Annotated in this window: 11 protein-coding genes; all 11 read right to left on the reverse strand. The window is 47.3% G+C overall.

Annotated elements, in window-relative coordinates; all coding sequences use genetic code 11:
- Window positions 1-39 precede the first annotated feature (39 nt).
- Window positions 40-2,178 (reverse strand): hypothetical protein, encoded by a 2,139-nt coding sequence (locus tag ACOJUO_RS13015; RefSeq protein WP_422140054.1) that lies wholly within the window; start codon window positions 2,176-2,178, stop codon window positions 40-42.
- Window positions 2,179-2,409: 231 nt separating this feature from the next.
- A complete protein-coding gene (locus ACOJUO_RS13020; protein WP_422132445.1) occupies window positions 2,410-4,212 on the reverse strand; it encodes a hypothetical protein in 1,803 nt (600 codons plus the stop codon).
- Window positions 4,213-4,373: 161 nt separating this feature from the next.
- Window positions 4,374-6,350, reverse strand: a complete 1,977-nt coding sequence (locus ACOJUO_RS13025) for a hypothetical protein (RefSeq protein WP_422137154.1) — start codon at window positions 6,348-6,350, stop codon at window positions 4,374-4,376.
- A gap of 660 nt (window positions 6,351-7,010) precedes the next feature.
- A complete protein-coding gene (locus ACOJUO_RS13030; protein ID WP_422137155.1) occupies window positions 7,011-9,065 on the reverse strand; it encodes a hypothetical protein in 2,055 nt (684 codons plus the stop codon).
- A gap of 23 nt (window positions 9,066-9,088) precedes the next feature.
- Window positions 9,089-11,986: a hypothetical protein gene (locus ACOJUO_RS13035; protein ID WP_422137156.1), complete on the reverse strand. Its 2,898-nt coding sequence runs from the start codon at window positions 11,984-11,986 to the stop codon at window positions 9,089-9,091.
- A gap of 156 nt (window positions 11,987-12,142) precedes the next feature.
- Complete coding sequence (locus ACOJUO_RS13040) at window positions 12,143-13,900, reverse strand: hypothetical protein (protein ID WP_422137157.1); 1,758 nt, start codon at window positions 13,898-13,900, stop codon at window positions 12,143-12,145.
- Between the two features lie 345 nt (window positions 13,901-14,245).
- Window positions 14,246-15,457, reverse strand: coding sequence for a hypothetical protein (locus tag ACOJUO_RS13045; RefSeq protein ID WP_422137158.1), 1,212 nt, complete (start codon window positions 15,455-15,457; stop codon window positions 14,246-14,248).
- A 252-nt stretch (window positions 15,458-15,709) separates the two neighbouring features.
- On the reverse strand, window positions 15,710-16,951 hold the full coding sequence (locus tag ACOJUO_RS13050; protein ID WP_422137159.1) for a hypothetical protein: 1,242 nt from the start codon (window positions 16,949-16,951) through the stop codon (window positions 15,710-15,712).
- A gap of 243 nt (window positions 16,952-17,194) precedes the next feature.
- A complete protein-coding gene (locus ACOJUO_RS13055) occupies window positions 17,195-18,322 on the reverse strand; it encodes a hypothetical protein (RefSeq protein ID WP_422137160.1) in 1,128 nt (375 codons plus the stop codon).
- Between the two features lie 246 nt (window positions 18,323-18,568).
- Window positions 18,569-19,924, reverse strand: a complete 1,356-nt coding sequence (locus ACOJUO_RS13060) for a hypothetical protein (RefSeq protein WP_422137161.1) — start codon at window positions 19,922-19,924, stop codon at window positions 18,569-18,571.
- 133 nt (window positions 19,925-20,057) lie between these two features.
- Complete coding sequence (locus ACOJUO_RS13065) at window positions 20,058-21,311, reverse strand: hypothetical protein (RefSeq protein WP_422137162.1); 1,254 nt, start codon at window positions 21,309-21,311, stop codon at window positions 20,058-20,060.
- Window positions 21,312-21,591 lie beyond the last annotated feature (280 nt).

Genomic DNA, 21,591 nt, shown 5'->3' on the forward strand with positions numbered 1-21,591 from the left:
TATTGTTTTGTCTTTCCCTCTAAGAGGGGGGTTATCAGTTCAAGGAATGAGGTCATTGTCCAGGTTCACATTAACAGGCATGCGTTTACGGTGTATTCTTTTGTGATTCGAAAGGGTTCGAGCATTCTTGAATACCTTCCCGCATGGTCGCTGCCGACCATCCTCTCCGACCACGGTCGCGTAACAGGTTTGTTGCCCTGTGTGCTTGTCTCTTTTGTGATCTGACAGGGCTCTGGAACTCTTGCAGACCTCTCCGCACGGGCGTGGACGAGCATCTTCACCGATCACGGTCCGGTCACAGGTTCGTTGCCCGCTGTGGGCTCTGGTTTTGTGAGCTGACAGGGCCTGAGAACTCTTGCAGATCTTCCCGCATGCCCGAGGTCGGCTGTGCTCTGGGAAAATGGTTACGCCACAGATTTTTTGCCTGCTGTGTTGTTTGCTTTTGTGATCCGACAGGGCTTTAGCATTCTTGCATAGCTTCCCGCATGAACGCGGCTGGCCATCCTCCCCGACCCATGTCAAGTCGCAGGTTTTTTGTCCAGTGTGCTCTTTTCTTTTGTGATCAAGCAGGACTCTGGTATTCTTGCAGATCTTCCCGCATGGCTGTGGCTGGCCATCCTCTGCGAACACAGTGAAGTCACAGCTTTTTTGCTCTGAGTGGTATCTGTTTTTGTGATCCAACAGGACTCTGGAATTTCTGAAGGTCATCAGGCACAGTTTCTGCTGACCATCCTCCCCGATCAATTTAGAGTTACAGGTTTTTTGCCCGGAGTGGTATTTTCCTTTGTGATCCCAGAGGGCCTTAGCATTCTTGCAGAGTTTTCCACAGGGTCGCGGCTGCTTGTTCGCCTCAAACACGGTGAACCTACAGATTTTTTGGCCGCTGTGGTATCTGCTTTTGTGTACAGACAGTGATTGAGCATTTTTTAGGACAACCCCGCATGGCCGCTTCTGACTGTCCTTCCCGACAATGATCGCTTTACAGATTTTCTGTCCGGAGTGATATCTGCTTTTGTGTGATGATAAAGATTTAGCATTCTTGAAGACTGACCCGCATGGCTGCTTCTGACCATCCTTCCCGGTCACTGTAAAGTTACAGATTTTATTCCCGGAGTGGTATATGCTTTTGTGAGACGACAGGGATCGAGTATTCTCACAGACTTTCCTGCATAGCTTCTGTCGGCCGTCCTCCCCAACCACTATCAGGTTGCAGATGACCTGCCCGGCAGGGCCAATTCTATCGTTCTTCTCTGCATCTACTGACTGTGATGCGACCCCGTCCATATAGTTGCAATTATATTCTGCGTGCCCTGTCGAACTTTCTTCGGAATTCAGCTCTTCGCTATCGGATAAGTCAGATGAATCGGATGAGTCAGATGAGTCAGATGAATCGGATGAGTCAGATGAGTCAGATGAGTCAGATGAGTCAGATGAGTCAGATGAGTCAGATGAGTCAGATGAGTCAGATGAATCGGATAAACCGAAAAAACCGTATAAAGAATATAAGTGGTGAAAGGGTAATGATCGCAAGTGACAAACGCCACGACATGGATGGACGAAACAATTTAGATCAAAGGTGTGTGAGTATAGTCCAGAGCCCCCCCTGCCTCCGCTTGAGTCAAAATACATGAGACCTGTGAAATAGTCTGTAGGCAGGGTGGAGAAATGTGAAGCTTGCTGGACAGATGATTCTGATGGCTGGCCTTGTTGTTGATGTCCAGAGCCAGACATCATGGTGGTGATCGCAAACGACTGATCCCCCTGTGTCAGCACAGATGTCGCCTCCTGTTGTTCAATTGGTTTAAATAGCGGTGAACCGTGGTTCCAATAGCTTTTTAAAAGCCAACCAACCGTGAAAAACGCTTCTACAGGTACCCATGAATAACTGTGAGAGCTTAGAGGGATGTTTCTGTTGGTCTGGATCAGTTCGAAAGCAACCAGCAGATGAGTGACGTAATACCATTGCCACGAAGTCGACTCAATGATTATCGTTTTTACTCTATAACCGCCAGGTTCGTGTCGTTTTTGATCTTGCGGCGAATCAGATCCTGCGTAGCTGGGTGTGTCGTCAATGTCTGATGGGCTGCCTGACAAAGTACGCCGGTTATTTTTCATAGAAAAGTTCTGATTTGGAAAACCTGTATCCTGTTCAGGCAAGGCAATAAAACGTCTTGTCAATGTTTCAGCCTGACAGAAGACAGATAAGAAAAATACCAGCAAGTGCAGGGTTACAAGGGATGCGTGTTTAATAATTTTATCCTAGTGTTACGGGTTACAGAGAGGAAGGATAGATCAAGAAAATAAGAGTGTTTATCTGTCAAAGACCTTATGTTAAAAAACTCTATTAAAAAACTAAGGCTGTAAGGGGCACAACTTTATGGAATGGGGAGTGTCAGATCAGGGGCTGAGTTACTTGTCGTCACTGATATTAAAAGTGCTGCGTTTTCGATGTGTTTTTTTGTGATATGACAGGGCCAGAGCACTGCTGCAGACCAACCCGCATCTCTGCGACAGGCCATCCTGCCCGAATACTTTCACGTAACAGGTTTTTTGCCTGGGGTGATATTTTCTTTTGTGAGCCGACAGAGCATAAGGATTGTTGTAGATTTTGCCGCATATATTCCACTGGCCATTGTCCCCAACCATTATTATGCCACAGGCTTTTTGCCTGCTATGGTCTCTTCTTTTGTGATCCGACAGGGTTTGAGCATTCTTGCAGATCATCGCGCATGGCCACTGTTGGCCATCCCCCCCGACCACGGCTGCATCACAAATTTGTTGCCCGGTATGGTATCTGCTTTTGTGAACCGCCAGAGACGGCGCATTTTTGCAGACTCTCCCGCATGGCCGTGTCAGACCATCCTCCCCAATCACGCCCATTTCACAGGTTTGTTTTTGCTGGTTGTGGGCTCTCCTTTTATGAGACGACAAGGATTGAGCATTCTTGCAGACCGTCCCGCAATGCCGCTTCAGGCCATCCTGCCCAACCTCTGTTATGTCACAGGTTTTTTGCCCGGTGTGGTACTTGCTTTTGTGACATCTCAGAGCTTTGACATTCTTGCAGACTACACCGCATGGTCGCGGCTGGTTACCCTCCTCAACCACGGTCACGTTACAAGCTATCTGCCTGGTGTGGTCGTTAATTGCTGGCTGCAACTGGATTGCGTCTGTCTGAGAAAGATGAGGATGGTTCTGATCCGATTGGGATGATTCGGTGGTTTTTTGTTGTGTTTCTGAATGGTTAACCCTAACGGGAATACTTATACCTTTGAGAAAACTATTTACACAGAATGGCCGATTATTGTTTGCGAAATTATCGATGCCGGAGAGCAGACTCCCGGGCATTGGTAATTCGTGGTCGGGTGGTTCGGTCGGGTTGACATCAATGTCATGCAGATTTGGCTCGGATAGTTGGTCAAAATCGAATAGGGGCTGAATGTAAGAATGATCATTCCATAGTTCGAAAAGCGATTCTTGTTCGATATTTGTAGCGTTAACAGGTTTAACATGACTTACGCAACTATAGCAGTATTCACTGGTCAGATGAGGGCATGAGCTTTGTTCGAGTGTCGTTGCGTAAGATGGATTGTATTTACAAACACCATGACAAGGATAGACGTAGCAACTGAAAGCCATAGTATGCAGTTGTTGTTTTGGGTCTCCGTTACCGTCGGCAGAGCCAAAATATAGCAGTCTATTGAAATAGCCTTTGGCGTGGGTAGCTGCCTTTGAGGGCTTCCGGCAGGACGATTCTGATTGTTGAGTTTGTGATGGATTGTGTCCTGGGCTAAACATCGCAGTGATGGCTGCAGACGTCGCTGGGTGTTTAATCGGCTTAAACTGCAATAAGTCGCGATTCCAATAGTTCTTTAGAAGCCAGTTGACAGTGATGACCACTTCTACAAGTAGCCATGAATAAGGGGTGGCGCATGGAGGGGCGTCTTTGGTGGTAAGGATCGGTTCGAACGCAACCAGAAGGTGAGTAGCGTAAAGCAACTGCCAGGAACTCAAGTTAATGATGGCCGTTTTTATTTCGTAACCGAACGATTCTTGTCGATTATTATCAGGCGGCGAATCTGGTCTTTCATAGCTGTTATTGTCAGCAATGACTGAAGGGCTACCCGGCAACGTGTTCAGCTTAAGCTTTATAGAAAAGCTCTGGTTTGGAAAGTCTGCATCTTGTCCAAGCTCGACAACAGTACGTCTTGTCAACGGTTTTGCCTGACAGACGATAGATAGCGAAAGTAACAACAGCAGTGTTTTAAAGAGTGAGTGTTTAATAATTCTATCATTGTATTATGGTTCACAGAGATGAAGGATAGATCAAGAAAATAAATGTGTTTGAGAGGATGAGTATCAGATCGTTATTTAATTCATTTTGCTTTGTTTACTTTGCCTTCTTGAGAATCAGAGTCATTGTCCTGATTCGCATCAACAGACTGGCGCTTTCGATGTGTTTTTTTGTGATCCCGGAGGACACCAGCATTCTTGCAGAATTTCCCGTATGGTCGCAGCTGGCCATTTTTCCCGACCACGATTTCGTTACAGGTTTGTTGTCTGCGATGATATTTGCTTTTGTGTACTGATAGAGATGGAGCATTTTTGCAGACTAACCCGCATTGTCGTTGCAGTCCATTTTCCCCGACCAGGGTCGCGTCACAAATTTTTTTTTGCTTACTGTGGGCTCTGCCTTTATGAGACGACAGAGATTGAGCATTCTTGAAGATCATCCCACACGGTTGCTGTAGGCCATTCTTTCCAATCATGGTCACGTCACAGGTTTTTTGCCCGGTGTGGTATCTACTTTTGTGAACTGACAGGGATAGAGTATTTTTGCAGACTATCCCGCATGGCCGCTGCAGGCCACCCTCTCCGACCACGATCACGTCACAGGCTTGTTGCCCGGTATGGTATCTATTTTTGTGAACCGACAGAGATTGAACATTCTTGAAGAGCATCCCGCACGGCCGCTGCAGGCCATCTTCTGAAACCAGGGCCACATTACAGGTATTTCTTTTCCTTTCGACTCTTCTTTTGTGAATCGAAATGGCGTGGGCAGTTGGGTAGAGCTTGCCGCATAGCTGGTGCTGGCCATCCTCCCCGATCACAGTAACAATACTGGTTTGCTTCGTGTTGTGGTATCTGTTTTTGTGACATGCCAGGGCGCCGGCATTCTTAAAGACCTTCCCACATGGTTGTGTTTGGCCATCTTTATTGACCACGGCCATGTAACAGTTTTTTTGCCCGGTGTGGATTCTGCTTTTGTGAGATGCCAGAGACTTGTAATTCTTGTAGGCCCTCCCGCATAGTCGCTGCTGGCCATCCTCCTCGAACACGATCTCGTCACAAGTTGTCTGCCCAGTGCAGTCGTTCTCTGCTACCTGGACTCGTAATGCATCTGTCTGAGAAAGGTGAGGTTGGTTCTGACTCAATTGGGGTGATACGGTGTTTTTTTGTTCTGTTGCCGAATGGTTAAGCGTAATGGACATTCCGACTTCTTCAAGAAAACTATCTGTCTCGGGAAGTCTGTCAATGGCCGCATAATTATCAACGCTGGAGAGCAAATTCCTGTGCATTGGTACTTCATTATTCAGTGACCCGTCTGGGTTGAAACCAATGCCATGCGAATTAGACTCATATGGTTGGCCAGAATAGAGGGTGGGTTGAACGTCAGAAAAATCATTCCATAGTTCGATAAGCGATCTTTGTGCGGAATCTTTAGCGTTAACAGGGTTAAAATGGCTTACACAGTGATGGCAGTAGCCACTGGGCAAATGAGGACATGAGCTCTGTCGGGGAGTTGCCCACATGTGGCCTGTCGCACTTACATCAGAATTCGGCAGCCATTCAATTGACTCTCTGCTATCAGCAGAGAGTCGGTAGCTACAAACACCATGACAAGGATAAACGTAACAATTTAAACCCATGGTATGCAGGTGTTGTTGAGGGCCGCCGTTACCGCTGCCAGAGCCAGAATATAAGAGACTTGTGGAATAATCTGTGTCCTGGCGAGCAGCCTTTGAGGCTCTCTGGCCAGATGATCCTGATGGCTGGTATTGCGGTGTGTTATGTCCAGAGCCAAACATTGCAGTGATGATTGTCAAAGACGCCATGTGCTCAATCGGTTTAAACAGTGATGAGTCGGAGTTCCAATAGCTTTTTAAAAGCCAATCGACAGCGACAATCACTTCTACAGAAAACCGTGAATAAGAGGGTGAGTATTGTGGAGCTTCTTTGATGGTCAGGATCAGTTTGCATGCAGCCAGCAGGTTTGTGGTGTATATGTGTCGTTTTTCATCAGGTGGCGAACTTGAGGTTGAATAGCCGTTGAAATCGACTAAGTCTGACATATAATACGACAGTGTACTAGTAACAGAGTTTATAGAAAAGCCCTGATTTGGAGAACTTGCATGCTGTTGAAGTTCAACACTATAACGGTCTGTCAACATTTCGGTCTGGGAAGTGACAGACAACATTAGCAGCAAAATCGGCGCCGCAGAGAGTGAGTGTCTGATAACTCCGTCCTTGTCTTCTGGTTTAAAGAGAGGAAGGATAGGTCAGGAAAATAAGTATTTTTTTGTGTCTTCCTCATGAAGGTGCGGTGGTCAGACCAGGGATTAAAGCTACCACCCCGGACCACGAGGGTTCTTACCGATCGTCCCCCATGGCCGCAGCCTGCCATCCTCTCCAATTACTGTCACCTATCGAAACCTTTAATGCGTCAGCCCAAGAAAGATGAGGTTGGCTCTGACCCAAATGTGACGATTCGGTTGTGCTTCTGAATGGTTAAGCGTAATGGAAATCCAGATTTCTTCAAGAAGACTATTTAAATCGTGCAGCTGATTAACGTCTGCAAAATCATCTATGCTGGAGAGCAAACTCCCGGACATTAGCAATAAACCCATTGCATGCAGGAGTTCCTGAGGACCTCCATTACTGCCACCAGAGCCAGAGTACAGAGGGTTTAAAACAACTGCCGAGAAATCGACTCATTAGACAGAGAGGATAAATCATTTTACGAAAATATGGGTATCAGTTCGGGGATCGAGTTTATCCTCCTGATCGACATCAGCACGTTTGCGTTTACGGTGTCTTCTTTTGTGATCCGTCAGAGCTTTGGCATTTTTGCAGACTTTTCCGCATGGCTGCGGCTCACCATTCTCCCCAACTACCTTTACTTCACAGGTTTGTTGGCTGGTGTGGGCGCTTAATTTGTGATATCTGAGGACACGAGCATTCTTGCAGATCTTCCCACATGGATGAGCTTGACCATCTTTCCCGATCACTTTTGTGGCACAGGTTTGTTGCCCGCTGTGGCCTCTGCTTTTGTGATCCGTCAGGGCTTTGGCATTCTTACAGACTTTTCCGCATGGCTGCGGCTGGCCATTCTTCCCTTGCACTGTCAAGTCACAGGTTTGTTGCTTGGAGTGATCTTTTTTTTTGTGATTACACAGGTCTCGATTATTCTTGAAGATCTTACCGCATGACCGCGTCTGACCGTCCTCCCCAACCATGAATACCCTACATGTTTTTTGCTCGGAGTGATGATTGCTTTTGTGCATCTGCAGGGCCTGAGCATTCAAGCAGATCGTCCCGCATTGTTGCAGCTGCTTATTCATCCCCTCCACCAACACGCTACAGGTTTGTTGTCCGGTGTGATGTTGTTTTTTGTGAATCGTCAGGACTTGAGCGTTCTTGCAGTTCGTCCCGCATGGCCGCTTCTGGCCATCCTCGCCGATCACGTATACGTCACAGGTCTTCTGCCCTGAGTGGTATCTGTTTTTGTGGGATGAAAGAGATTGAGTATTTTTGAGGACCTTCCCGCATGGCTGCGGCTGGCCATCTTTCCCGAACACTGTTACCTCGCAGGTTCTTTGCCCATTGTGCGCCCTGGCTTTGTGAGATGACAGAATTCGAGCATTCTTGCAGACCTTCTGGCATGGCTGCTGCCGACCATCTTTCCCAGTCACGATCGCGTCGCAGATTTTTTGCCTGTCAGGGGCCGTTGTATGATTGTCCCCTGCAATTGCTGATTGTTCAGGGTTGCAGCTATTGGCAAAGTTGCTGCCAGTGTCATGAGTAGGTAGCTCAAATAGCAGATCAAAGTCGTAATGACGCTGAATGTCAAAAAGATCATCCAGTGTTCCGAAATGCGAACTTTCCCGGGAGTCTTTGGTGTTTTGAGAATGAAAATGATCTATGCAACTAAAGCAATTTCCACCAGCCAAATGGGGGCATGATTTTGCTATGGAATTCACTAGCCATTCATCGGGTTCTCCATTATCGGATGATGGTCGGAATAGACAAATACCATGACAGGGATTGGTGAAACAATTGAAACCGAAAGTATGTGAGTGTTGTTGAGGATTTTCTTCACCATCACCAGAGCCAGAATTCATGGGAGGAGTGAAAGAGCCTTTATAAGGAATGGTCGTACCCGAAGACTGTTGGCGGGTTGAATCTGATGGCTGACTTTGTTGTTGCTGATGTTCGGGGCCAATCATCACAGTGGTGATCATAAACGGCTGGTTTTGACTCGCTTCTTGTTGTTCGATCAGTGGTTCAATCGGGTTAAACAATGATGAATCAGGGGGCCAACAGCCTTTTAAAAGCCAGCTGACAGCGATAACTATTTCTACAGGTAGACATAGATGAGAATAAGGACTTTGAAGGACGTCTTTGGTGGTCTGGATCGGCTCGAAAGAAGCCAGCAGATTCGTGACGTAAAGCAGTTGCCAGGAAATTGATTCGATATGGGGCGTTTTTACTCCGTGAGTACCCAATCTGTCTCCTTTGTCATCAAGCAGCGAATCTGATCCTGCGAAGCTGATTGTGTCGGCAATGTCTGACGGTGTGCCCGACAATGCGCGACGGTCAGGCTTTATAGAAAAGTTTTGTTTTTGATAACCTGCTGTCCGTTCGATCCTGACAATAAAACGTCCTGTTCCAGGCTCGGTCTGACTGAAGACAGATAATGACAGTAGCAGTAGAAGCGTTACCGCAAAGAGTGAATGTTTAATAATTCTATCCTTGCCTGATGGTTTAAAGAATGAATGATAGATCACTTCATGAAAGGGTGGTTGTCAGTTCAGGGACGGAGTTCATTGTTCTGGTCCACATCAACATGTTTGCGTTTTCGATGCCTTCTCATGTGTTCATACATGGATGAAGCATTCTTGCAGACCACACCGCATGGCCTTTTCTGGCCATCTTCCCCGACCAATGTCAGGTAACAGGTTTGTTTCTCTCCGTGGTCTCTTCTTTTGTGATTCTTCAGAGCTTGATTATTGATGCAGACCCTCCCACACGGCTGCGCCTGGCCATCCTTTGAGACGACTGGCACGTCACAGGTTTTTTCCCCTTTGTGGTATCTGCTTTTGTGAGATGACAGACATTTAGCATTCTTACAGACCTTCCCGCATGGCCGCTGCTGGCCATCTTTCCCGATCACGGTCAGGTTACAGCTTTTTTGTTTGCCGTGATTTTGTTTGTGATACCGCAGGGCTATAGGATGGGGGCAGACCTTCCCACAGCGTTGCGTCTGACCAGCCTCTGAGACGACTACCACATCACAGGTTTGTTCCCTGCCGTGATATCTGATTTTGTGAGATGACAGGCATTTAACATTGCTAAAGACCTTCCCGCATGGCCGCTGCTGTCTATCTTCCCCGATTACGATTTCTTCACAGGTTGACTGCCCGGAGTGGTATGCGGTTTTGTGATACGCAAATACAAGATTATTCACACAGAACTTTCCGCATGGCCTTTGTTGGCCATCTTCCCCGATCACGGGCATGTCACAGGTTCTTGTCCTGGTGTGGCATTTGTTTTTGTGGCGTGTCAGGGCCACAGCACTATTGCAGACCTTCCCGCATGGCTGTCGCTGGCCATCTTCACCGAACACGGATACATCGCAGGTTTGCTGGCCGGTATGGTATCCGCTTTTGTGCGTCAACAGGGCAAGAATATTCTTGCAGGCCTTCCCGCATTGCCGCTGCTGGCCATCCTCCCCGACGATAGTCACCTCACAGATTTGTGGTCCGGTGTGGTATCTGTTCCTGTGACTCGACAGGGCTTTAGCATTCTTGCAGGCTTTCCTGCATGGCCTCTGCTGGCCATCCTCCCCGACCACGATAATGTCACAGATTTGTTGCTGGCCGTTGTGGTATTCGTTTTTGTGACTCGACAGGGCATGAATATTCTTACTGGCCTTCCCGCATGGCCGCAGCTGGCCATCCTCGCCGACGACAGTCACGTCACAGATTTGTGGTCCGGTGTGCTCTCTGTTCTTGTGATTCGACAGAGCTTGAGCATTCATAAAGGCTTTCCAGCATGGTCTTTGCTGGCCATCTTCCCCGACCACGATCATGTCACAGAATTTTTTCCCGCTGTGGTATTTGCTTCTGTGACACGTCAGGGCCTTGGTATTCTTGTAGACTCTTCCGCAGAGTCGCGGCTGGCCATCCTCTCCAGCTATTTTGTAGTCACAGACTAGCCCGTTGTGGTATTTGCTTTTTTGAACCGACTGAGTTTCTTGAGAATATGCCGTTTCTATCTGGACATTGTCAGATACTGAAGAAGTTTGTACTGTGCCCGTCTGGGTTTGTGTAAAGGAAATCCCGATTTCTTCGAGACGACTTTCAAAACTGACTGACTCATTCATGACCGCAAAATTATAAGTGGTGAAAGACAAATTACTGAGCATTGATACTTCGTCACCGAGTGGCTCGTTAGCGACATTTTTAAAGTCGGCTACTGCACTGATCAAAGTAAAGTCGGCCTCGCCTATAGCGACATCGTTTGAACAGTTGTTATCAATGTCATGGGTCACTGGCTCTGATAGCTGGCTGGAAGTGTATTGGCTTTGAATGCCAGGGAAATAATCCCTTGTTTCTGGAAATGTGTTTTGTTGTGAACATGAAATGTTTAGAGAATTAGTGTGATCCAGACAACTAAAACAGTATCCATTGGCTAAATGAGAGCATGAGCTTTGTCTGGGTGTTTCTCCTTTGTAGTCTGTCGATCTTTCTTCGGGATTCAAAGCCTTTTCAGCGGGCTCTCTGCTATCAAATGATGGTCTGAATCTACAAACGCCATGGCAGGGGTAGATGAAACAATTTAAACCCAATGTATGTTGGTCTTGTTCAGGGCCTTCGTCACCGTCACTATACCCATGATTCAAGAGGCTAGTGAAAGTGCCTGTGGTGTGGGTATGGGTTTTCAGGGTTTGCTGTCTGGATGATCCTGATGACGGGTTTTTTGCTGGGTCATATCCAGAGCCATACATCACAGTGATGATCTGGAACAGGTTTTCCCCCCGTTTCAATATAGATAAAAAATGTTGTCTGATAGGATTAAAAAGTAGTGAATCGGGGTTCCAATAGCTTTTGAAAAGCCAGCCGAGAGCGACACCCACTTCGACAGGTAGTCCGGAATAATGTTTGGTTCTGAGAGTTGTGGTGTTAATTGTCAGGATCAGTTCGTAAGCAACCAGAAGATGCCTGAGGTCAGGCAATTGCCACGAAATCAACTCAATAAGGGGCGTTTTTACTCTGTAACCATCAGCTCTGTGTCGTTTGTCATCAGGTGGAGAATCTGAGGCTGCATAGCCGTTTTCAAGATCGATCTCTGTCGGGTTGTCGGACAATGTCTGTCGGTCAGGATTTATAGAAAAGCTCTTATTTGGCAAGCCTGCAACCTGTCCGGGTTTGACAACAAAACGTCTTGCCAACGCATCTGCCTGACAGGTAACAGACAACAACAGCGCCAACATCAGTGTCGTAAAGAGTAGTCCCTGTCGTTTTTTATTCGATGGTGAATCTGACCCTGCGTAGTCATTTGTGTCGACAATGTCTAACGTTTTGACTGGTAATACAGGCAGGTCACGCTGTATAGAAAAAATCGCGTTTGAAGAGCTTGCATCCTGTGCAAGCTCAAAAATGAAACGTCTTGTTAACGCTTCGGCCTGGCAGACGACAGGCAACATCAGCATAAGTAGCAGAGGTGTCGCAAAGAGTGAGTGTGTAATAATTCTATCCTTGCTTTCTGGTGTACAGAGAGGAAGAGTAGACCACCCTCCTGAGCATGGGAACCAGAGTTTTGTGACAGCCCGGTAACGGCGGGAGACAGATTAGATTTTTACTTATTCAATGTGACTTTTTGAGGGCTCAGGTTTGTTCCGGACCACACTGGCAGGCTGGCGTTTTCGATGTTTTCTTTTATGATGCTCCAGGGTTATGGTACTCCTGCAAATTTTTCCGCATGGCGACGAACGTTCATCTTCTCCGACTTCTATCACGTCACAGGTTTTTTGCCCGCTATGGACACTTCTTTTGTGATCTGACAGAGATTTTTTACTCCTGCAGATCTTTCCGCATGGCCGCTGAAGGCCATCTTCCCTGAACACAATGACACTACATGTTCTGTGGCTGGTGTGGTGCATGCTTCTGTGATCCGACAGGGCTCTGGAACTCTTGCAGACCCTTCCGCATGGCTGCTGCAGGCCATCCTCCCTGACCACGATTAAGTTACAGATTTGTTGTCCGGTATGTACTTTTCTTTTGTGATCTGCCAGGGCTTGAGCATTCTTGAAAGCTATCCCGCATGGCTTTTGATGGCCATCATTCCCGACGACAGTTCTATTACAGTTTTTTTGTCCGGTATGGTATCTCTGTTTGTGAGTTGACAGAGCTTGAACATTCTTCAATAGCCTCCCGCATGGCTGCTGCAGGCCATCTTTACTGACGACAATTGTATTACAGCGTTTTTGTCCGGTGTGGTATCTCTTTTTGTGAATTGAAAGGGTTCGAACATTCTTGAAAATCTTCCCGCACGACTGCATCCCATCTTCCCCGACCACTTTGACGTCACAGGAGAGGGCTTGATGGCAATGTGTTATTCCGGATAGAGTGTTCTCAGGTGCTACTGTATTCATTGATTCTATAGGATTGCAGCTATTGTCTGGGTTGCTATCAGAGCCAGACGTTTGAAACAGTTGACCAGAGTTGCATTGGAATTGGATGTCAGCGAGATTATTAAATGTTTTTAAAGGCATGGTTTGTCCCGGTTCTACAGGATCAAAATAATCCATGCAACTAAAGCAGTATCCATCGGCTAAATGAGTGCATGAGCTTTGTTTGGGTGTTTTTTCAGTGTAGTTTGTCAAATTTTCTTCGATGTCCAGCAGCCATTCAGCAGCCTCTGCGTTTTCGGATGCTTGTCGGAATTTACAAACGCCATAACAGGGATGAACGAAACAATTCAGGCTTAAAGTATGCTGGTTTTGTCCAGGGCTCTGGCTACCGTCACCAAAGTCAGAATGCAGTGGCTTGGCGAGAGAGCCAGTAGGCCGGTTGTTGGCTTCAGGGGCTTGTTGGCAGGATGATTCTGATGGTTGGCCTTCTTGTTGGTTATGTCCAGAGTTAAACATCACAGTAATGACTGAAAAAGCGTGATCTACCTGTGACAACATAGATGCCCCCTGTTGTTCCATCGTGTTTAACAGGGGTGAACCGGGGCTCCAATAACTTTTTAAAAGCCAGCCGACAGCGACAACCACTTCTAAAGGTAGCCATGAATAGGGGCTGGCACTCAGAGCGGCGTCCTCAGAGGCCAGGGTCAGTTCGTAAGCAACCAGCAGGTTAGTAGAATAAAATCTTTGCGACGAAATCGAATCGATAAGGATCATTGTTGCTTCGTTACCGTCATGTCTGTGCCGCTTGTCATTAGACGGTGAAGCTGATCCCGAACAGGTGTCTGCACTGGCAATGCCTGATCGCTTTCCAGGCACTGCAGGCTGATCACACTTTATAGAAAAGCTGTGGTTTGGAAAGTTTTCATTCTGTTCAGGCTCAACGGTAAAACATCCTGTCCACAGTTCGGGCTGACAGATTACAGACAACAGTAGCAGCAATAGCTGTGCTGTAACGAGTGACTGGTTAATGATTCTGTACTTGCATTCCTGTCTATAGAGAAGAAGGTTAGACCACCTTATGAAAAAAAGAGGGTATCCTAAAACTCCAGCATCTCGTTCACTTATTCCGAGTAGGAATGCATACCCCTAAGAAAATCTCGCTCTACAACTTCAGATAGACTATAGGTTCCCAGGCTGAAGAAAGTCGCAAAAGATAAGCGAGCAAGCCTGGGCTACCTTTTTAACCGGCATCAGCGCAGTACTTTTGCGACATTCTCGACAGAGTGGGGTCAGATTAGGACCGAGGCTATCCTACGCGTCCATATCAAAAGGCTAACGTCTTCGGTGAGTACTTTTGTGTTCCGACAGGGATTCAAAAGGCATGCAGACCTTCCCGCATATCTCCAACTGGCCGTCCCTGCGCACCAATATCCCACAGGTTGGTGGATCAAAGTAGTAATCGCTCTCGTCTTCCGACAGGGATTCATCATCCAACAGGGATTCATCATCCGACAGAGGTTCTTCATCTGAAAGTGGACCGTCATCCGAAAGGTGATCGTCATTGGACAGAGGATCGTCATCCGAAATGGGGTTGTCATCGGACAGAGGATCGTCATCCGCTAGACCTTCGTCTTCTGACAGGGTTTGTATTGTGCCTGTTTTGGAAAAATGAGGTTGGCTCTGACCCAATGGGGATGATTTTGTAGTATCTGTTGTTATTTGTTGTGTTTCTGAAGTTCCTGGCGGGAAGGGGGGCGTTAACTCATTGCAAGGGGTGGACTGTCGATCGAAGTCCTCATTGAGCCTTGACCTTTTTCCCGGTCTTGCTTCTGCTTGTCGGAATTGACAAACGCCATTACAGTCATTTGCGAAACAATTTAAACCAAAAGTGTGTTGGTCCAGTTCAGGGTCTCTTTTGCGGCCGCTAGAGACATAATGCTCGTGACTGGAGAAAGTGCCCATAAGCCGGGTGCTTGTTCCTGAAGCTGGCTGGCTGGATGATTTTGACCGCTGGTCATGCTGTTGGTTATCTGTCGGGCTGAGCATCATAGTGTTGATCACGAACGGGTAATCCTGACTCGCCTGCTGTTGTCCAATCGTGTTAAACATCGGTGAGTCGAAGTTCGAATAACTGTTTAAAAGCCAGCCGACAGCGATAAACGCTTCCACAGGTAGTCGCGAATAAGTTTTGGGGCTTTGAGGGGCGTCACGGGTGGTCAGGAACAGTTCGTAAGCAACCAGCAGAGGAGTGGTGTAAAGCAAATGCCACGAAATCGACTCAATAATAACCGTTTTCAGCCCGTAAACGCTGAGCCCGAATGCTGTGTCATTTGCCTGAGAGTCCCGGACTGGATGAACGTTGATGTTAGTAGTGGTTGAAGGGGGGAGCGGTAATTTGTGCAGGTCATGCTGTTTGATAGAAAAACTTCCGTCTGGAGAGCCAGTATTTTGTTTAATCTCGACAATATAACGTTCTGTTAATACCTGAGCCCGGCAGGTGACAGACAGCAACAGCAGTGCCGCAAATAGAGGGTTCTTAATCACTTTATTCTTACATCCTGGTTTGAAGGGAAGAAGTATAGACCAAGAAAATAAGCGTGTTTTCTGACAAAAAAAATTGCTAAAAACTCATTAAAATGCAGCTGTATCGATTGCTGGGCCCTGAGAGTGTGATCATGAGCCATTCGATGGTTAGATGGATGACTTCGGTCACTTAGTTAGAAGTCTTGTGTCCCTTGGTGTTTCCGGACTGCCAAGCAAAACATATTACCCTCATGAAAGAGGGTGTTGCAAAACTTATCCTCTTGCTCTTTTTGGGGTTGGATGATTTTGATTTACATCAGGAGGCCTAAGTCCCCGGTTTGCACCAACAGGTATTCGAAGATGCACTATTCTTGTTTGCTTGCTCAGCTGACGAGCATTCTTGCAAAGACGTCTGCATGGCCTCGGGCGTTGATCTACGGGCAAGTCACAGGTTTCCGGTTCGGTCCTGTATCTTTTCTGGTTACCCGACGCAGCTTTTACGGTGCCCGTTTGGGAAAAGTCAGGTTGGTTCCGACCCAAAGCAGCGCAGAATCTTTTCCACAGCCTCGATACGGGAGGGGGCGTTATACTGGCTCGGGCTTCCTGCGGGCTTTCCCTGCGGCTGTGATCCAGTTGGGATAATTCCGTCGTTTGTGTTGTTATTGGTTGTGTTTCTGAAGACGCTCCCGGGGATGGTGAAAGTGTCTGGGTTAGCGAAAAGGAGAACCCGACTTTTTCAGAAGGTAAGCTCTGTGGCTCTGAGTTCCTGTAGAGCCTTGACCTTGTTTTCGGTCTTGCTCCAGATTGTCGGAATTTACAAACGCCATTACAGTTATCCGCGAAACAATTTAAACCCAGAGTATGCTGGTTTTGTTGAGGTTCTCCGTCACCGCCACCAGAGTCAGAATGCTGGCGGCTGCTGATAATGCCTCTAAGCCGTGTCGTTGTCCCTGAGGCTTGCTGGGTGGATGATTCTGACAGTTGGCCTTGTTGTTGGTTATCTCCGGGGCTAAGCATCATTGTATTGATCACAAACGGATAATCCTGACTCAATTCTTGTTGTCCAACCGGATTAAACATGGGGGAATCGGGATTCCAATAGCTGCTTAACAGCAAGCCGACAACGATAAACGGTAGCCATGAATAGGTGTTGGAATTTATATAGACGTCTTTGGTCGTCAGGGTCAGATCGTAGGCAACCAGTGCATGGGTAGCGTAGAGCAGATGCCACGAAATCGACTCAATGATGGCCGTATGTAGTCCGTATCTGCGGGGTCCGGGTGGTATGTTATTTGCCGGGGAATCTGATCCTTCATAGTTGTTTATTTTGGTAATGATTGAAGGGTTTTTCGGCAATGTATGCGGGTAGTGCTGTTGGATAGAAAAGCTTTTGTCTGGAGAGTCTGTATTTTGTTGAAGCTCGACAATATAACGTTCTGTTAATGCTTGAGCCTGGCAGGTGACGGATAATAACAAGAGTAACAGCAGGGCCGTAAAAATTGGGTTTACAATCACTTTTTTCTTACATTTTGATTTAAAGCGAAGAAGTGTAGACCAGAAAAACAGGTGTGTTTTCTATCAAAGATCATTTGTTAAAAAAACTCTATCGCTGGCTGCTGAGCCCCCGGGCTGTGGTCACGTCACAGGTTCATTGTCGTCTGTGGCTTCTCATTTTGTGAAAACTCAGGGATTGGCAGTCTTGAAGACCTTTCCACATCGACGCTATTGGCCATATTCGCTGATTTAGACCTCACAGACTCATCGCCCTCTGTGGCAGCGGCGTTTGTGCTCTGCCAAGGCTCGTCTATTTAAGCAGGTTCTCTGGCATGACCGCAGCAGGCCATCCTCGTCGACAAAGGGTATGAGACATGTCAGATTGTCTGTTCTCCTTGTGAAAACGAAAGGCAACGAACGGAAATCCCGGGGCTCGTTATGAGTACCTGGTAAGTTCTGTTGTGCCTCTTCGGTTACTGCAAAATCAGGTGATTGTGCTAATAAATTCATATCTGCTCTGCAAAGTGGGCAGGTTTTCATTGACCGTCGCGGAGCGTTCAGAAACACCCTTCGTAAACAGTGTGTGTCAATTTTCTGTGAACAACAGGGAGTAACCATTGCATTGTTAAATTTATCAAAACATATAGGGCAGTTCTCACCTGCTTCAGCCAGCTCTTGGCTATCGGATGGTGGTCGGAATCGACAGACGCCATTACAGGAATCGACGTAACAATCCAAACCGTAAGTGTGCTGGTGTTGTTCAGGGTTTCCGTTACCTTCGCCAGAGCCTGAGTCCAGTGAGCTGGTGAAAGAACCTGTAAGTTGGGTGGTTGTTCCTGAGACCTGCTGACCGGATGATTCTGATGGCTGGCTTTGTTGTGGGTTATCTTCGGGGCTAAGCATCATTGTATTGATCACAAACGGATAATACTGGCTCAATTCTTGTTGTCCGATCGTACCAAACATGGGTGAATCCGGGCTCCAATAGGTGTTTAACAACGAGTCGGCAACAATAAACGGTAGCCATGAATAAATGTTGGAGTTTAGATGGGCGTCTTTGGTAGTCAGGGTCAGTTTGCAGGCAACCAGCAAATGGGTAGCGTAGAGCAGATGCCACGAAATCGACTCACTAATGCCTGTTTTTAGCCCGTCACTGCCGGGTCCGGGTGACTGGGAATCTGACCCCATAAAGTTGTTTGTTTTGGCAATGCTTGAAGGGTTGTTCGGCAATGTGCGCAGGTCATGCTGCGTGATAGAGAAGCTCTGGGTTTCAGGGAAATCTGTATTCTGTTCAAGTTCGACAACAAAATGTTGTGTCGATCGTTGAGCATGGCAGGTGGCAGACAAAGACAGCAGTAACAGCAGTGGTACATAGATTGACTGTTTGGTCATTTATTCTTACATCCTGGTTTAAATGTTCTGCAAGTAATTTTGCGAGACCAAGTGTAGACCAGAAAAATTCACTGAAGCAATGCGATATTCTTTGGCGATCCCGGAGGGTGAAATTACGAGCCATTCTGTGATAGATGGTTGGCTTCGTGCATCTTTTTAGACGATTAATGTCTTTTAGTGAAAGGGCCAGTGCATTCCCACGCTGTGACCCAAAAGGCCTAAAAGCGAGGGAACGCGTTGATCAGGCTAGCGATTTCGATGTTCTCTTTTGTGTTCCACCGGGGCTCTGGTATTTCTGCAGACCTTCCCGCGTGGACGTTGCTGTCCATCCTTCCCGACATCGGTTACGTCACGGGTTTTCTGTCTGCTGTGGCACTTGACTTTGTGGTATGCCAGAGCTTGGACATTTTTGCATACCTTCAAGCATGGCCGCGACATCACGGTCAGATTACAGGTTTGTGGCTTGCTGTGGTGTTTGCTTTTGTGCTCTAACAGGGCTCGGATATTCTTGCAGACCTTCCCGCATCGCCGTTGCTGGCCATCCTCGCCGATTAAGGCCTCGTTACAGGTTCTTGGCCCGAATACTCTCTCAGAGAGAGCGAAAAAGGCTGTTCGTGGGAAACGGCCCCGGGGTTCGTTATAACGACCTGGTGGGCCTTGCTGTGTCTCTGCGCTTAATGCTAAATCCGGCGATCGTGCTAAAAAATCCATGTCTGCTCTGCAAAATGGGCAGGTTTTCGTGGTCCATCGAGGAGCGGTCAGAAACACCCTTCGCAAACAGTATGTGTCAATTTTCTGCGAACAACAGGGAGTGACCATTGCATTGCTAAATTTATCAAAGCATATAGGGCAATTCTCACCTGCTTCAGCCAGCTCTTGGCTATCGGATGGTGATCGGAATCGACAAACGCCATTACAGGAATCGACGTAACAATCCAAACCGTAAGTATGTTGATGTTGTTCAGGGTCTCCGTTACCGTCGCCATAACCTGAATCCAGAGGGCTGGTGAAAGAACTTGTTAATTGGGTGGCTGTTCCTGATGCCTGCTGACCGGATGATGCGGATAGCTGGCTTTGTTGTGGGTTATCTCCGGGGCTGGGCGCCATGGTGGTGATTACAAACGGATAATCCTGACTCAATTCATGTTGTCCAATCCGATTAAACATGGGGGAATCGGGATTCCAATAGCTACTTAACAGCGACCCGACAACGATAAACGGTAGCCATGAATAGCTGTTGGAATTTATATAGACGTCTTTGGTCGTCAGGGTCAGATCGTAGGCAACCAGTGCATGGGTAGCGTAGAGCACATGCCACGAAATCGACTCAATGATGGCCGTGTTTAGTCCGTATCTGCGGGGTCCGGGTGGTATGTTATTTGCCGGGGAATTTGATCCTTCATGGTTGTTTATTTTGGTAATGATTGAAGGGTTTTTCGGCAATGTACGCGGGTAGTGCTGTTGGATAGAAAAGCTTTTGTCTGGAGAGTCTGTATTTTGTTGAAGCTCGACAATATAACGTTCTGTTAATGCTTGAGCCCGGCAGGTGACGGATAATAACAAGAGTAACAGCAGGGCCGTAAAAATTGGGTTTACAATCACTTTTTTCTTACATTTTGATTTAAAGCGAAGAAGTGTAGACCAGAAAAACAGGTGTGTTTTCTATCAAAGATCATTTGTTAAAAAAACTCTATCGCTGGCTGCTGAGCCCCCGGGGCGTGGTCATGTCACAGGTTCATTGCCGTCGGTGGTGCATCATCTTGTGAAAACTCAGGGTTCTGGCATTCCGGAAGATCCTGCTGCATGGCCTTTGCTGGCCATTCTCGCCGATCACGGTCAGTTCACAGGTTTGTTGCCCAGAGTGGTACTGTGTTACGTGTGCTGCCAAGGCTCTTCTATTCCTGCAGTGCCTCCCGCATGGCCGTGGCTGGCGATCCTGGCCGATTATGACATTGTCACATGTCAGACTGTCTGCTCTCCCGGTGAAAACGAAAGGGGCCAAACGAAAACCCCAGGGTTCGTTATAAGGATTTGGTCGGTCCTGCTGTCCCTCTTCGCTTACTGCAAAATCCGGTGATTGTGCTAACAAATTCATGTCTGCTCTGCAAAGTGGGCAGGTTTTCATTGACCGTCGTGGAGCATTCTGAAACGTCCTTTTTAAACAGTGGTTATCAATTTTCTGCGAACAACAGGGAGTAATCATTGTGTTGCTAAACTTTTCATAGCATATAGGACACTCCTCATCTGCTTCAGCTCGCTCACTGCTATCGGATGGTGGTCGAAATCGACAAACACCATTACAGGAATCGACGAAACAATTTAAACCGTAAGTATGCTGGTGTTGTTCAGGGTCTCCGTTACCATCGCCAGCGCCGGAATCCAGAGAGCTGGTGGGAGAGCCTGTCGGTTGGGTGGTTGTTACTGCTGTGGCCTGCTGTCCGGATGATGCTGGTGGCTGGCCTTGTTGTGGGTTATCACCGGGGCTGGGCGTCATGGTGTTGATCGCAAACGGATAATCCTGACTCAATTCTTGTTGTCCAATCGTGCCAAACATGGGTGAATCGGGATTCCAATAGCTGTTTAAAAGTGATCCGACAACGATAAACGCTAGCCATGAATAGGTGTTGGAATTTATATAGGCGTCTTTGGTCGTCAGGGTAAGTTCAAAGGCAACCAGCAGACGGGTAGCATAAAGCACATGCCACGAAATCGACTCAATAATGGTTGTTTTTAGCCCGTAACCGTCGGGCCCAAATGGTATGTTATTTGCCGGGTAATTTGACTCTGCATAGTCGTTTGTTTTGGCAATGATTGTAGGGTCGTCAGGCAATGTATGTGGATAATGCTGTTCGATAGGAAAGCTTTTGTCTGGAGAACCTGTATTCTGTCGCAGCTCGACAATATAACGTTTTGTCAGCATTTGAGCCTGGCAGGTGACCGGTAATGATAGCAGCAACAGCAGCACTGCGGGGAGTGGGTGTTTGATCATTTATTCTTGCATCCTGATTTAAATATTCTGCAATCAATCTTGCGAGGCCAAGTGTAGCCCAGGAAAATTCTTTGAAGCGCTGCGGTATCCTTTGGCGAGGCCGAAGAGGGTAATCACGAGCCATTCGGTGGTGGATGGGTAGCTTTGTGTACCTATCAAAACGATTATTGTCTTTTACTGAAGGGGCTTATGCATTCCCACGCTTTGACCCACAGGGCCTGAAAGCGTGAGAACGAGGGCAAAGCGGGAACGAGTTGAGAGCAAAAGGCGAGCGTCAGAT

The organism is Endozoicomonas sp. ALC020, assembly GCF_049275935.1.
Taxonomy (GTDB): Bacteria; Pseudomonadota; Gammaproteobacteria; order Pseudomonadales; family Endozoicomonadaceae; genus Endozoicomonas_A.

What these genes read in the sequence shown, in the direction of transcription:
- ACOJUO_RS13065 (WP_422137162.1), bottom strand. Translation starts at nt 21,311, where the DNA reads ATGATCAAACACCCACTCCCCGCAGTGCTGCTGTTGCTGCTATCATTA.
- ACOJUO_RS13035 (WP_422137156.1), bottom strand. Translation starts at nt 11,986, where the DNA reads ATGTTGCCTGTCGTCTGCCAGGCCGAAGCGTTAACAAGACGTTTCATT.
- ACOJUO_RS13025 (WP_422137154.1), bottom strand. Translation starts at nt 6,350, where the DNA reads ATGTCAGACTTAGTCGATTTCAACGGCTATTCAACCTCAAGTTCGCCA.
- ACOJUO_RS13055 (WP_422137160.1), bottom strand. Translation starts at nt 18,322, where the DNA reads ATGACCAAACAGTCAATCTATGTACCACTGCTGTTACTGCTGTCTTTG.